The sequence below is a fragment of the Amycolatopsis sp. NPDC101161 genome (genome assembly GCF_044768185.1).
Lineage (GTDB): Bacteria > Actinomycetota > Actinomycetes > Mycobacteriales > Pseudonocardiaceae > Amycolatopsis.
This window is the reverse complement of record NZ_JBIWPI010000009.1, coordinates 61,186-74,639: the sequence shown is the minus strand read 5'-3', so window position 1 is coordinate 74,639 and position 13,454 is coordinate 61,186. Positions and strand designations below refer to the sequence as shown.

At 74.3% G+C, this 13,454-nt stretch carries 13 protein-coding genes; 6 read left to right on the top strand and 7 right to left on the bottom strand.

What is annotated here, in order from left to right; all coding sequences use genetic code 11:
- Positions 1 to 39: 39 nt before the first annotated feature.
- The 5 genes from ACIRSS_RS48955 to ACIRSS_RS48935 form a co-directional block, all read right to left on the bottom strand.
- Positions 40 to 1,491, bottom strand: a complete 1,452-nt coding sequence (locus ACIRSS_RS48955; RefSeq protein ID WP_400909050.1) for an MFS transporter — start codon at positions 1,489 to 1,491, stop codon at positions 40 to 42.
- A 53-nt stretch (positions 1,492 to 1,544) separates the two neighbouring features.
- The gene (locus ACIRSS_RS48950) at positions 1,545 to 1,922 is read right to left on the bottom strand and encodes an SPW repeat protein (RefSeq protein ID WP_400909048.1); all 378 of its coding nucleotides are present in this window, start codon (positions 1,920 to 1,922) and stop codon (positions 1,545 to 1,547) included.
- Between the two features lie 99 nt (positions 1,923 to 2,021).
- Positions 2,022 to 2,531 (bottom strand): hypothetical protein, encoded by a 510-nt coding sequence (locus tag ACIRSS_RS48945; RefSeq protein ID WP_400909046.1) that lies wholly within the window; start codon positions 2,529 to 2,531, stop codon positions 2,022 to 2,024.
- Positions 2,532 to 2,631: 100 nt separating this feature from the next.
- Positions 2,632 to 5,697, bottom strand: a complete 3,066-nt coding sequence (locus tag ACIRSS_RS48940; RefSeq protein ID WP_400909043.1) for a BTAD domain-containing putative transcriptional regulator — start codon at positions 5,695 to 5,697, stop codon at positions 2,632 to 2,634.
- 101 nt (positions 5,698 to 5,798) lie between these two features.
- Positions 5,799 to 6,503 (bottom strand): DJ-1/PfpI family protein, encoded by a 705-nt coding sequence (locus tag ACIRSS_RS48935; RefSeq protein WP_400909041.1) that lies wholly within the window; start codon positions 6,501 to 6,503, stop codon positions 5,799 to 5,801.
- Between the two features lie 98 nt (positions 6,504 to 6,601).
- On the opposite strand from ACIRSS_RS48935, the gene ACIRSS_RS48930 reads away from it, so the two are divergent.
- From ACIRSS_RS48930 to ACIRSS_RS48920, 3 genes are all read left to right on the top strand, one after another.
- A complete protein-coding gene (locus ACIRSS_RS48930; protein WP_400909038.1) occupies positions 6,602 to 7,579 on the top strand; it encodes a GlxA family transcriptional regulator in 978 nt (325 codons plus the stop codon).
- 71 nt (positions 7,580 to 7,650) lie between these two features.
- A complete protein-coding gene (locus ACIRSS_RS48925; RefSeq protein ID WP_400909036.1) occupies positions 7,651 to 9,297 on the top strand; it encodes a YibE/F family protein in 1,647 nt (548 codons plus the stop codon).
- 72 nt (positions 9,298 to 9,369) lie between these two features.
- Complete coding sequence (locus ACIRSS_RS48920; RefSeq protein ID WP_400909033.1) at positions 9,370 to 9,615, top strand: hypothetical protein; 246 nt, start codon at positions 9,370 to 9,372, stop codon at positions 9,613 to 9,615.
- Here the strand turns inward: ACIRSS_RS48920 and ACIRSS_RS48915 are convergent.
- Both ACIRSS_RS48915 and ACIRSS_RS48910 read right to left on the bottom strand, forming a co-directional pair.
- Complete coding sequence (locus ACIRSS_RS48915; RefSeq protein ID WP_400909031.1) at positions 9,587 to 10,228, bottom strand: hypothetical protein; 642 nt, start codon at positions 10,226 to 10,228, stop codon at positions 9,587 to 9,589. The genes ACIRSS_RS48920 and ACIRSS_RS48915 overlap by 29 nt on opposite strands.
- 2 nt (positions 10,229 to 10,230) lie before the next feature.
- Complete coding sequence (locus ACIRSS_RS48910; RefSeq protein ID WP_400909525.1) at positions 10,231 to 10,797, bottom strand: MBL fold metallo-hydrolase; 567 nt, start codon at positions 10,795 to 10,797, stop codon at positions 10,231 to 10,233.
- A gap of 147 nt (positions 10,798 to 10,944) precedes the next feature.
- Between ACIRSS_RS48910 and ACIRSS_RS48905 the strand changes: the two genes are divergently transcribed.
- From ACIRSS_RS48905 to ACIRSS_RS48895, 3 genes are all read left to right on the top strand, one after another.
- A complete protein-coding gene (locus ACIRSS_RS48905; protein WP_400909028.1) occupies positions 10,945 to 11,820 on the top strand; it encodes a peptidylprolyl isomerase in 876 nt (291 codons plus the stop codon).
- Entirely contained in the window at positions 11,820 to 12,599 is a 780-nt protein-coding gene (locus ACIRSS_RS48900) for an aminotransferase class IV (protein WP_400909026.1), read from the top strand. The genes ACIRSS_RS48905 and ACIRSS_RS48900 overlap by 1 nt, the downstream gene beginning before the upstream one ends.
- A gap of 74 nt (positions 12,600 to 12,673) precedes the next feature.
- Entirely contained in the window at positions 12,674 to 13,450 is a 777-nt protein-coding gene (locus ACIRSS_RS48895; RefSeq protein ID WP_400909024.1) for a LysM peptidoglycan-binding domain-containing protein, read from the top strand.
- Positions 13,451 to 13,454 lie beyond the last annotated feature (4 nt).

The window sequence follows — 13,454 nt, the reverse complement described above, 5'->3', positions numbered from 1 at the left end:
GGCGGGCCCGGCCGCCGGTGCGCGGCCGAGCCCGGAACCTCAGTGCACCCGCGGGAGAACGGTGAGCTGGCCGCGCCGCGCGTTCTTCAGCAGGACCACCGCGAGCGCCGCCCCGGCCACCGCCACCACCGCGCAGATCACCAGGCTCTCGTGGAACCCGGCCAGCGCCCCGGCCGGGCCGGGCGTGGCGGCCGCGCTCGACGCGATGATCGTCGACACCACCGCGACCCCGAACGCGCCGCCGATCTGGAACGCCGCCGTGCTCGTGCCGGACGCGATGCCCGCGTCGGCCTTGGTGGCGCCGGAAAGGGCCGCCGCCGCGAGCGCCACCGGGCCCGCGCCCAGGCCGAGCCCGAACAGGACCAGGCCGGGGAACACCGTCGTGAAGTACCCGCTGTCGGCCGAGATCCCGACCAGCAGCGCGCAGCCGATCCCCAGCAGCAGCAACGCCGTCACCGCGACCGGGCGGACACCGCGCCGGGCCATGCCCGCCTGGGCGGCGAACGCGCCCGCCACCGAGGCGATCGGCATCGCCGACTGGCTCAGCCCGAACTGGATCGGCGTGTAGCCCAGAACTCCCAGCGAGTACTGCGAAAGCACGACCGACATCCCGAAGCCGGGCACCAGCGCCACGATCGTCAGCAGGTTCGCGCCCAGCACGGTGGTCGACCGGAAGAGCCGCGCGGGCAGCAACGGGTGCGCCGAGCGCTTCTCCACCAGGACCGTCAAGCCGGTCAGGACCACGAACAGCGCGCCGAGGCCGAGCACCGGGAAGCTGGTCCAGCCCAGCTGCGGCGCCTCCACCAGCAGGTAGACCAGGAGCGCGAGGGACGCGGTGCCGAGCACCGCCCCGGCGACGTCGAACGTGCGCGACGCCGACGCGTCCCGGCTTTCCCGCAGCAGCACCGGGCTCAGCACGAGCATGACGATCGCGACCGGGACGTTGACGTAGAACAGCGCCTGCCAGCCCAGCTTGTCGAGCAGCACCCCGCCCAGGAGAAGACCCGTCGTCGCGCCCACCGCGGCGATCGCCGACCACGTCGCCAGCGCCTTGTTGCGCGCCCGGCCCTCCGGGAACGTGTCGGTGAGGATCGCCATCGCGGTCGGCGCCATCAGCGCCGCCGAAACGCCGTGCAGGGCCCGGGCCGCCAGCAGCAGCGGCGCGGCCGTCGCCAGCGCGGAGAGGATCGAGACCAGCAGGAACAGCGCGGTGCCGAGCATGAACACCCGGCGGCGGCCGAGCAGGTCCGCGGCCCGGCCGCCGAGCAGCAGCAGGCCGCCGAACGTCAGCAGGTTGCCCGAGAGGATCCACTGGGCCTCGACGGGCGAGAGCCCGAGGTCGGCCGCGATCACCGGCACGCCCATGATCACGCTCTGGGCGTCCAGGATCACCATGAAGTTGGCCGCGCAGAGCAGGACGAGCGCCGCCAGGCGGCGGGGGTCCGCCTGCCGGGGGGCGGAGTCCGGCCGCGCCGATTCCGCGAGGGTCATGCGATCGACCGTACGAACACCGGCGCGGTGGGCTCATCTCCCCCGCTGCGCGGTCAGTCGCCGCGCAGGAGCGCGACCACGCCCGCCACGACGACCACGACGCCGGCGACCACGTTGCCGACGAGCGCTGTCGTGGACGGCTGCGTCTCGGCCGCGGACCGCAGGAGCCACGGCGAAAGCGCCGCCCACGCGCCGAGCACCGGGACGACCCAGCCGAGGAACCGCAGGCGCCGCGTCGCGGTGCGGGCGATCGCCAGCGCGACCAGGACCAGGCCGACGACGGTGTTGCTCAGCGCGAGCACGCCCGCCCCGCCGAAGCCGGTGACCCACGGGGCGAGCACGAGGTAGAGGCCGGCGAGCAGGACGAAGCCCGCGGCGGCGCCGATGACGGCGGTCCGCTGCCGGCCGGCCGGGGTGCTGTGCGAAGTCATCTCCTCACCTCCACCCCGGAGAGGTACCCCGTCGTAGCGGCCGGTAACCGGGGACTGCCCGCCGCCCTCGGAACGGGCAGGCCCCGGCCCGGGGGAAAGTCAGCAGCCGCAGGTGTAGTACGTGATGTCCCAGTGGTTGCCCTCGTCGCAGTAGAGGTTGCCGGAGCCGGCCTGCCACTGCGGGTAGCCGTCGCCGCGCAGCCCGATGTAGCTGAAGCTGTTCTTGATGTAGGAGTCGATGCAGCTGTTGTGCGAGATGTCCACCTTGTAGCCGTTGTAGTGGCTGTAGGTGCCCGACGCGTGGCCGACCTCGGTCCCGCCGGTGATGTTGATCGCGCAGCCGCTCGCCCGCTTCAGCGTGATCACGCCGCTGACGGTGCTCTGGTTGATCTGCTCGTAGGACGTGCAGGTCGAGTTGGACCGCGTCGTGCAGTTCCCGCTCGACGAATGCGTGACACCGGCGGCGGACAGCTGCGACGCCGCCTGCGCCTGGGTGAGCTTGGTGACCTCGACGGTCGCCGACGCGGTGCCGATGGTCGCGAAGACCACCGTCGCGGCCGAAGCGGTCAGTCCCACTGCCACGCGCGCGAGCATCCGTTGTCCCGGCATGCCTTGCCTCCTCGGGTACGACGATCCGAACGGCGGCAGCCAAATCGGGAGGGCCATAACTTCGCCAAACGCCCGCCCCGCGGACCGGGACGGCGGCGGGTCAGGTGCTGATCTTCGTCAAGACTTCACGAGTGCGGTCCCGGACCGGGGATTCACTGGTGACGGCGGTGAGCTCACGCAGCGCGCGCAGCTCCCACAGCGGGAACCCGAGCTCGCGGAAGAGGCCGGCCGAGGTCCGCAGGAGCCGCGCGGCCTCCGGCCCGGCACCCTCGTCCGCGTGGGTCCGGCCCAGGCTGAGCAGCGTGTAGCCGGCGCCGCGGCGGTCCCCCAGCTCTCGGAACACGCCCATCGCGACGCGCAGGTGCCACCGCGCGCCCGCCGGGTCGCCCGCGCTGCGGCGCGCTTCGGCGAGGCAGCGGTGGGTGTAGGCGGCGGCGTGCCGGTGCCCGATCTGCTCGAACAGAGTCAGCGACCGCGTCAGGAAGCGTTCGCCGTCACCGGGCTCGCCGGCCTCGGTGTGCAGGGCGCCCAGGCTGCGCAGGACGTGCGCCTCCCAGTGCCGCTCGCGGGTGCGGACGGCGCCGCCGAGCGCGCCGGTGAGCAGGTCGGCGGCCCGGTCGTAGCCGCCGTGGCGGCGCAGGACGTCGGCGTAGCGCTTGGCCGCCTGGTCGTGCCCCCGTTCGTCGTCGCATTCGCTCGCGAGCAGCATGCTGGCTTCGAAGCTCTCGACCGCGCGGCGCACGTCCCCGACGTCCTCGGCGAGCGAGCCCAGCTGCGCGGCCGCGGCCGCCTGCCCGTGGCGGTCACCGCACGCGCCCAGCAGGCCGAGGGCCTCGACCAGCTCGGCCTCGGCCGCCCGCGGGTCGCCGCCGTCGAGGTGGACGTCGGCGAGCGCGGCCAGCACCGCGCCGGTGCCCTGCGGGTCGTCGAGCTGCCGGAACCGGTGCTCGGCCATGACGAAGTAGTTGCGGGCCTGCCGGCCGTGGCCGTGCTGCCAGTGCACCGAGCCGAGGTTGTAGAGCTTCTCGGCTTCGGCACGCGGATCCTGCCGACGGCGGGCGGCGGCCAGCCCGAGCACGGACACGGCCCGGGCGGCGTGCCCGAGCCACGGCGTGCCGGCCAGCGCGGTGCAGGCGTCGGCGAGCCGTTCGGTGAGGTCGTGCCAGCCGTGCGCGCCGGCGAGCCGCGCGGCCGCGGCGAGGTGCGCGGTCTCCTCCGCCGCCCAGGCGCCCGGATCGGTGGCGACCCGTTTCGCGGCGGCGGGATCGGGCTTCGGCAGGCCGGCGGGCGGGCGGCCGCGGGCGTGCTCGGCGAGGGCGAGGGTGGCTTCGCAGGCCCGGCGGAGGGCGGCGGTGTCGGTTTCCGGGCTTTCGGTGAGGAGGAGCCGGGCGAAAGGCGGTAAGGCCCAGCGCGATGCGGCGAGGTCGGCCGGCCCGGACCGGCCGCCGGGTTCTTCGCCGGCTCGATCCGCCGGGCCGGCGAGGGCGGACAGCGAGCGCAGTCCTTCCCCAGGCCGGTCACCGGTTCTCTCGCCCGACGCCGGTCCGGCCCGGTCCACCAGGTGCGCCGCGGCCAACGCTTCCAGCCGGTCGCGGGCCTCGTCCAGCGGGCAGTCCAGCAGTGCGGCCACGCACCAGTCCGGCACCGGCCCCTCGAACGCCGCGAGCAGCCTCAGCAGCGACCGATCCGGCGCCGGCCGCTCCCGCAGGGCCGAGGTCACCACCGCCCGGACGGCGAGGTCACCGGTGGCCAGCTCGTCGAGCCGGCGGCGGTCGTCGGCCACGCGGGCCGTCAGTTCGGCGACCCGCTGGTTCGGGCGCGCCGCGAGCTTCGCGCCGGCGATCCGGACGGCGAGCGCGAGCCCGGCGCAGCACCCGAGAAGCCGTTGCACCGCTTCGGGTTCCGCGCGCAGCCTCGACTCCCCCGCGATCGCCGCGAGCAGCGCCCAGGCGTCCTCTGTGGACAGTCCGGTGACCGGGATCGGCCGCGCCCCGCACAGGCCGGGCAGCTCGCGGCGGGTGGTCACGAGCGTCGCGCAGCCGGGTCCGCTCGGCAGCAGCGCCCGCACCTGCGCCTCGGTCGTGACGTCCTCCAGCAGCACCAGCAGCCGGCGGTCGGCCGTGTAGCTGCGCCACAACCCGGTCAGGCCCGCGCGATCGGCCAGTTCGGCCGGCGTCGCGCCGAGCAGGCGCAGGAACCGGGTGAGGACGGTGGCCGGCTCGGTGCCCCGCAGCGAGGCGGTCAGCTGGCCGTCGGGGAAGCGGCGGCGCGCTCGCCAGGCCGCCTGGACGGCCAGCGCCGACTTCCCGGCCCCGGCGGCGCCGTGCAGCACGACCGGTCCGGGGCCGCGCAGGGCGCGGCCGACGTCGGCGAGCTCGGCCCCGCGGCCGGTGAAGTCGGGCACCGCCGGCGGGAGCTCGGCGGGCGGGCCCGGCGTCGTCCACTCGGTGCCGGCGATCCGGCGGTACACCGCGACGAGGTCGTCGCCCGGCCACACACCCGCTTCTTCCCACAGCGCCCGCCGCGTCCGCCGAAGCACTTCCAGGGCCGATTCGCGGTGGCCGACGGCGCCGAGCGCGGACGCGAGCCGGGCGGCGAAGCGCTCGTCGGCGGGCCGGGCCGCGACGACCGGGTCGAGCCGCTCGACGACCGCGCGGCCGTCGCCGTCGGCCAGTTCCAGCTCGACCAGCTGCAGCAGCGCCGCCGAGCGCCGGTCCTCCAGCCAGAGCTTGTGCGCTTCCAGCAGCGGCCCGCCGGCGACGTCGGCGAACGCGTCACCCCGCCAGCACGCCAGCGCCCGTTCGAGCGCGCGGCGGCGTTGCGCCCGGTCGTCGGCACCGGCGGACAGCAGCGTCAGGAAGTCGTCCGCGTCCAGCTCCCCCGGCTCGACGGACAGCGCGTAGCCCCGCGGCCCGGACCGCAGGCGCTGCCCGGCCTCGGCGGCCCCGAGGCCGGGCGAGAGCGTCTTGCGCAGCTTCGACACGGTGACCTGCACGATCGCCGCGGCGCTCGACGGCGCGCCGTCCGGCCACAGCTCGTCGACCAGCGTGTCGCGGCCGACGAACTGGCCGGCGCGCGCGAGCAGGACGGCGAGCAGCCGCCGCGGCTGGGCCGCCGACGGCAGCGCGACGGTGGCGGTCATCGGACCGAGGACCTCGAACCGCACGGCTACACCCCACCCGCGAGATCACCTGATCGAGCGAGCTGAATCTAGCCGCCGGAAGCTGGGCTTTTCCCTCGATCACCCGGATGGCCGACGCCGTTGGTTCAGGCTTTTGCCAACAGTTTGCCCAGCAGCTCCGGGTGGCCGGCCAGCCCGGCCCGCAGCGTGTGCTCCCGCAGCGGCTTGAGGTCGCCGTACGGCTGGTTCGCCCAGTCCAGGCGGCCCTGCGGCGGCTCGGGGTCGTACTCGATGGCGAACTGGATGTTCGTCGCGACCTGCCGTCCGGCCAGCCGCTCCACGAGGTGCAGCGCCAGGTCGATACCGGCCGAGACGCCCGCCGCGGTGATCACCCGGCCGTCTTCGACCCAGCGCTCGGCGACCGGCGTCGCGCCGAGGCCGGCGAGCAGGTCGCGGAACATCCAGTGCGTCGTCGCGCGCTTGCCCTCGAGCAGCCCGGCCGCGCCGAGGACCATCGAGCCGGTGCAGACCGACGTCACCAGCTCGGCACCGGCGGCCGCGGCGCGCAGCCAGGCCAGCAGGCGCTCGTCCGCCATCGCCCGCAGCGTCGGGACGGTGCCGCCGGGCACCAGGACCGCGTACGGCGACGGGACTTCGTCGAACGTGTGGCTCGGCGCGACGCTCAGCGGCGTGTCGGTCCCGACGGTGTCCGTGGTGGCGCCCACGACGACGGTCCGGTAGCCGGGGTCCAGCTGCGCCAAGGCGCTCAGCACCTGGAGCGGGCCCACCAGGTCCAGCGGCGTCAGGCCCGGGTAGACGACGAAGGCGAGGGTCTTCTGCTCAGCGGTCATGGCCCTCACCCTGGCGGCGGCCCCCGCCAGGCCGGACGCGGATGTCCGAAATCCTGCGAACCGCGTCCGAAGGCCGGTCCGGCTGCTAGCGTGCGATCATGGCCGGCTCACCCAGACGGGTCACGATCGTCGGATTCCCCGACGTCGAACTGCTGGACGTCGCCTGCCCGGCCGACGTCCTCGACGCCGCCAACCGCCACGGCGCCCGCCCGCCGTACGAGATCCGGCTCGCCACGATCGACGGCCAGCCGATCCGCACGTGCTCCGGCCTGGTCCTGCAGCCCCACCTGCGGCTCGACCAGGTGGCGGCCGACCTCGACACGCTGGTCGTCGCGGGTGGCTGGGGCAGCGCGACGGCGGCGACCGACGAGCGGGTGCTCGCCCACATCCGGCGCCTCGCCCAGACCAGCAGGCGGGTGGCGTCGGTCTGCACCGGCGCGGAGGTGCTCGCCGCGGCGGGCCTGCTCAACGGCCGCCGCGCGACGACCCACTGGCGCTGGGCGGCGCGGCTGGCGGACGCCTACCCGGAGGTGACCGTCGATCCGGTGCCGCTCTACATCCAGCACGGCAACGTGTACACGGCCGCCGGCGTGACCAGCGGGCTCGACCTGACCATGGCGCTCGTGGAGGCCGACCACGGGCCGACGCTGGCCCGCGAAGTGGCCCGGTCGCTGGTGACGTACCTGCAGCGGCCCGGCAACCAGGCCCAGGTCAGCCTGTTCCTGGCCGGCCCGCCGCCGGAGCACCGCGAGGTCCGCGACCTGACCGCGTACATCGCCGAGCACCTCGACGCCGACCTCGGCACCCCGGCCCTGGCCACCCGGGCGGGCCTGAGCACCCGCCAGCTGACCCGCCTCTTCGACGCCCACCTCGGCACGACACCGGGCAAGTACGTCCGCACGGTCCGCACCGAGCACGCGGCGAGGATGCTGTCCGGCACGGACCTCCCCCTGGCGACGATCGCCCGCCGCTGCGGCTTCGGCTCGACGGAGACGTTGCGCCAGGCCTTTCTCGACCACTTCGACACCCCGCCGTCGGCCTACCGGCGCGTCCACGTCCGCCAGGCGTACGGCTGACGCATCGGGAGGAACCGGACCCTCGGCGGCCCCTCGTGCGGGCGGCGCGATCCCGCTGTCAGGATGTGCGAGTGGACCGCCCCGACACCGACGACGACGCAACCGGCCCGATTCGCCGGATCACGGACGAGGTGTCCCCTTCGCCGGCGCGCGGTGCGTCCGGAACGCCGGGTACGCCCCGGAAACCCGCTCGCCGGACGCCGCCACCCGAAGGCGCGCGCCGCGCCGCCGACCCCGCTCGCCGGCGCACCGACACCGGACCCCAGCGAGTCCCGGCCGACCCGACCGGCGCACGACCCACCGCCGCCCGGCGTGACACCGGACCCCAGCGAGTCCCGGCCGAGGACGCCGGCGCCGCGCGCGTTCCCCGCGACAAGCGCGGCGACACCGGGCCCCAGCGCGCCGCCGAACCCGGCCGCCGCCCGGCCCGCACGGCCGAAAAACCGCGTCCGGCCGAGAAACCCGAGCCCGAAACCGGCCACGGGCACGGGCATGGGCACGGCCACGGGCCCGCCGCACCCGCGTCGAAGCGCGTCAAGCTCCTGCTGATCTGGCTGCTCGCCCCGCTCGCGCTGGCGACCGTCGTCGGCATGATCGTGCTCTACCCCTGGGGCAAACCGGACCCGAAGAGCGTCGTCCCGCAGGGCACGCCGGTGGCCGCGGACATCCGCGCCACCGCCAGCGGCCCCTGTCTCGCCCAGGGCCAGGTCCAGGTCGGCGACCAGACCGACCCGAACGCGAAGCCCTGCCTGACCGTCGACCTCACCATGACCGACGGTCCGGCGAGCGGGAAGCAGCTGAAGCTGACCGTCCCGATCGAGCCGAGCACGCCGCGGTTCGCCGCGGGCGACGCCGTCGTGCTCGCCTACAACGGCGGCAACGCCGGCGACCCGGCCAGCTTCCAGCTCGTCGACTTCCAGCGCGGCACCCCGCTGCTCGTGCTCGCCGCGCTCTTCGCGGTCGCCGTGCTGGTGCTCGGCCGCTGGCAGGGCCTCGCCGCGCTGGTCGCGCTCGGCCTGTCCTTCGTCGTGATCGCGCTGTTCATCCTCCCGGCCATCCTCGCCGGGGAGAACCCCCTGGTGGTGGCCATCGCCGGGTCCGGCGCGATCATGTTCATCGCCCTCTACCTGACCCACGGGCTGTCGGCGAGAACGTCCGCGGCCGTCCTCGGCACGCTGGTCAGCCTGGCCCTCATCGGCGTCCTGTCGGCGATCTTCTCCGCCGCGGCGTCGCTGACCGGGCTCGACGACAGCACGTCGACGCTCATCGGGTCGCTCGGCCACGGCATCGACTCCCGGGGGCTGCTGCTCGCCGGCGTCGTGATCGGCGCGCTCGGTGTGCTCGACGACGTCACCGTCACCCAGACCAGCGCCGTCTGGGAGCTGCGCCGCGCCAACCCGGACCTGAGCTGGCGGGAGCTGTACCACTCGGGCCTGCGGATCGGCCGCGACCACGTCGGCTCGGCGGTCAACACGCTCGTGATGGCCTACGCCGGCGCCGCGCTGCCGGTGCTGCTGTACTCGTCGATCTCCGGTGTCGGGCTGGGCTCGCTGCTCGGCAGCGAGGAGATCGCGCAGGAGATCATCCGGACGCTCGCGGGCAGCGTCGGCATCGTGGCGGCCGTCCCGGTGACAACGATCCTGGCCGCGCTGATCGCCTCCCGCGAGCCCGCCGGGTACCTCAGCAGCACCACGAAGGCCGTTCCGTCCCACCCGTAACACCGGCGGACCCCGACCGAGCCTGACCGGCGAGAACGCGGTAGGAAGGCGGCAGCCGACCCGGGAGGCGCCATGTTCCTGCTCGCCGGTCCGCGGTACCTCGTCCGAGGGGCGCTGCGGGTGGTCACCGCCACCGTCCAGGCCGTGGAGTCGCTGCCGCGCATCGCCGCGGCGCTCGAGGACGTCCGGGCCACCCTGCACCACGTCGAGCGCCTCGCCGCGTACATCGCGCAGGAGGTGCCGGAGCTCGTCTACCAGCTCGAGCAGCTGCGCGAGGCGGACGAGGAGCTCAGTCGAGAGTCGCCACGAACCGGCTGACGGCCTCCATCGTGAACCGCTGCACGTACTTGCCCGACGGCGCCACCGACGCCAGCCGGTAGAGCGGGCGGTCGGCCACGCCGGAGCCGCGCGCCTCGGCCTTCAGCTCGGCGACCAGCAGCTCGCCGAACACCAGGCCGTTCGCCTCGGTGTTGTTCATCAGCGCGTTCGCCAGCTTCCGCAGCTGGAGGATGCCCAGCTCGCGGCCGCCGGTGCCGGAGAACACCGCGAGGTCGACCTTCCCGACCTTGCCGCGCTGGCCGGCGTTGACCAGCAGGCTCACCGTGCGGGAGCCGCGGACGTCGCCGATCACCAGGTCGAGCCGCGTCGCGGTGACGAGGTCGACGCGGCGCAGGCCCCAGGTGCGCACGAGCAGCGTCGAGCCCTCCAGCCAGACGCGGCGGCGGATGCTGACCGCCATCACGTACAGCAGCGGCAGCGCGATGACCAGGGCCACGACCAGGCCGATCAGCGTGCCGCCGATCAGGCCCGCGACGCCGCCGAACGCGGCGGCGACGATCAGCACGCCGATCAGGCCCGAGATCCCGCGGCGCCGGCGGCCCCGCGGGTCCTCCTCGAACAGCGCGAGCCGCTCGGTCGTCTCTTCCGCCATGCTCAGGCCCCCGTCCCGGCGAGGAACGGGTTGCCCGCGCGTTCCCGCCCGATCGTCGTGGCCGGTCCGTGGCCCGGCAGCACCACCGTGTCGTCCGGCAGGCTCTCCAGCAGGTCCCGTACGGCCTCCGCGTCGGCGCCGCGGCCGACCGACCCGGCGAACAGCGTGTCGCCGGTCAGCGCGAGCCGCCCGCCCTCGGCCGTCTCCAGGCTCAGCACCACCGAACCCGGCGTGTGCCCGGGCACGTGCCGGACGTCGACGGCCAAACCGGCGAAAGTCCCCGCTTCGAGCGGCACGAAGTCGCCGCCGTAGAGCTCCGCGTCGCCCGCGTGCAGGTGCAGCGCGACGCCGTGCTCGGCCGACAGCGACGCGGCCGAAGCGACGTGGTCCGGGTGCCCGTGGGTGGCCACCAGCGCCGCCGGGACCAGCCGGTGCTCGGCGAGCGCGGCGGTGAGCGGGGCGGTGACGTCCTCCCCCGGATCCACGACCACGCACGGCCCGCCGGCGGCCTCCGCCAGCAGGTAGCAGTTGGCCTGCAGCGGGCCGCTGCCGAACCCGACGACGAGCACCGAACGCCTCCCGGACATCCGCGCCGGATGGCGCCGATCACGATCGGGTTGAGACTAGCGGGCCCTGTACATGGTCCTCACAGGCTGTGCCCATACACTGCCGCTACCTCAGACGTGTGACACGAGCGGAAACCTGGAGGGTACGGGGTGGCGACCAACCAGCAGCGCCGCGAAGCTGCGAAGCGCAAGCTCGAGAGGCAGCTCGAGCGCCGATTGGAGCAGCAGAAGCGACGCAGGAGGATCGGCGCTGGTGTCGTCGGCGTGGCCGTGCTCGTCGTGGCGGGCGTGGTGGTGTGGATCGTGAGCGCCAATGGCAGCGACAACACCGCCGACCCGGCGGCGTCGTCTTCGGCCGCGCCGCCGCCGACCGACCTCCAAATCCCGACGCAGCGCACCGCGCTGCCGAAGCGGGCCACGGCCCTGCCGAACCCGACGACGTGCGACTTCAAGGCCGACACGACGGGCAAGGCGCCGAAGAAGGTGAACCTGCCCGACGGCAAGAACGTCCCGTCGACCGGCACGGTGAACGTGACGCTGAAGAGCACGGCGGGCGACATCCCGCTGACGCTCGACCGGGCGCTGGCGCCGTGCGCGGTGCAGAGCTTCATCAGCCTGGCGAAGCAGAACTTCTACAACGACACCATGTGCCACCGGCTCGGCACCGAGGGCCTGCAGATGCTGCAGTGCGGTGACCCCTCGGCCACCGGCGACCCGACGGCCGACGGCCAGGGCGGACCGGGCTACACGATGCCGGACGAGGCGTTCCCGCAGATCAAGTACGGCCGCGGCATCCTCGCGATGGCGAAGACGTCCGCCCCGAACTCCGGCGGCAGCCAGTTCTTCATGGTCTACGGCAACGCCGACGGCCTCCCGGCGGACTACTCGGTGTTCGGCAGCATCAGCGACGAGGGCCTGAAGGTCCTCGACGCCGTCGCCAAGGCCGGCATCGCGAACCCGAACCCGCAGGACGGCACCGGGGCGCCGACGAAGCAGGTCAAGTTCACGGGCGTGACCGTCCAGTAGTGGCGCCGCGCATCGAGCTGAACGGGGACCCGCTCGGCCCGGACGCCTTCGTCGCGGGAATGACCTCCTACGGTCACTTCACCGCGATGCAGGTCCGGGACGGGCGGGTCCGCGGGCTCGCCTTCCACCTCGAACGGCTCGCGACGAGCACCCGGCTGCTGTTCGGCACCGACCTCGACGTCGACCGCGTGCGGTCCTACGTCCGCCAGGCGATCGCCGGCGAACCGGCGCTTTCGGTGCGGGTCATGGTCGTGACGCGCTCGTTCGCCGAGCCGATGACCCCGGAGATCCTGGTCCGGACGCTCCCGCCGCACCCGCCCGAGCCGGCGCCCCTGCGCCTGGCGACGGTCCGCTACCAGCGGGATCTGCCGCAGGTGAAGCGCCTCGGCACGTTCGGGCTGATCTACCACTCCCGCCAGGCCGAGCTGGCCGGTTTCGACGACGCGCTGTTCATCGACCCGGCCGGCCGGATCAGCGAGGCCTCGGTGTGGAACGCCGGTTTCCTGGCCGGCGACACCGTCGTGTGGCCGGAAGCCGCGGTGCTGCCGGGCATCACGATGCTGGTGCAGAAGGAAGCGTTGCGCCGCCTCGGTGTCCCGCAGGAGACGCGCGAAGTCCGGCCCGCGGACCTGCGCGACTTCGACGCGATGTTCGTGACGAACTCCGAAACGCCGGGGCGCGCGGTCGCCTCCGTCGACGACCTCGTGCTGCCGCCCGCGGACCGCGCGGTGAAGCTGCTCGCCGAGGCGTACGAAACCGTGCCGTGGGACGAGATCTGAACCGCACCCGCTCCGCCCCCGTGTAGAGGGGCAACACCGGGACCCGCCGGGGTCACCGGGGAGAGGTGCCGACGATGGTCGCAAACCCCGCGGTGCGCCGCGTGCTCGGGCGGGCCGGGGCAGCCGGTGTCCTCTTCGCCGTGCTCGCCGGGGGTCCCGCGCTCGCGCAGACCCAGCCGCCTCCGCCGGCCGTCAAGTACTTCATCGTCCCGCACGCGGACAACCCGGAAGACATCACGCTGTTCAAGATCGCCGAGCGAGCCCTCGGCGACGGCAACCGGTTCCCCGAGATCTTCAAGCTGAACCAGGGCCGGCCGAGACCCGACGGGACGCCCTTCACCGACCCCGCCGCCATCGAACCCGGCCAGGTGCTGCAGCTGCCCGACGACGCCCGCGACCCCGCCGTGCGGTTCGGGCCGCTGCCCGCCACTCCCCCGGCTCCCGCACCAGCGCGGGCCGAACCCACCGAGGAACCGTCCGGTCTCGGCGTCGGGCTCGCCTCGGCCGTCAGCGGCACCGGCGGGCTGCTGACCGGCCTGATCGCCGGGCTCTGGTGGCGCCGCCGGCCGCGGCTCGTCCCGCCGCCGCCGTTCGAACCGGTCGAAGAAAGCGAAGACGGCTCCGGCTCGGTCAGCGGGACGCTGCCGATCCCGGTCGTGCCGGAAGTCCTGCGGCCGCCGGAACCGATCACGACCGAGCTCGCGATCATCGTGCTCGACACGGCCGAGACCCAGGTGATCGCCGCGGTCCGGCCCGGCTCGCGGTTCCACTTCCGGCTGGGCGGGAAACCGGACTTCGCCGACGACTCCACCGTGCTCGTGGTCGACGACGAAAGCGATCCCCTGAGCTGAACGG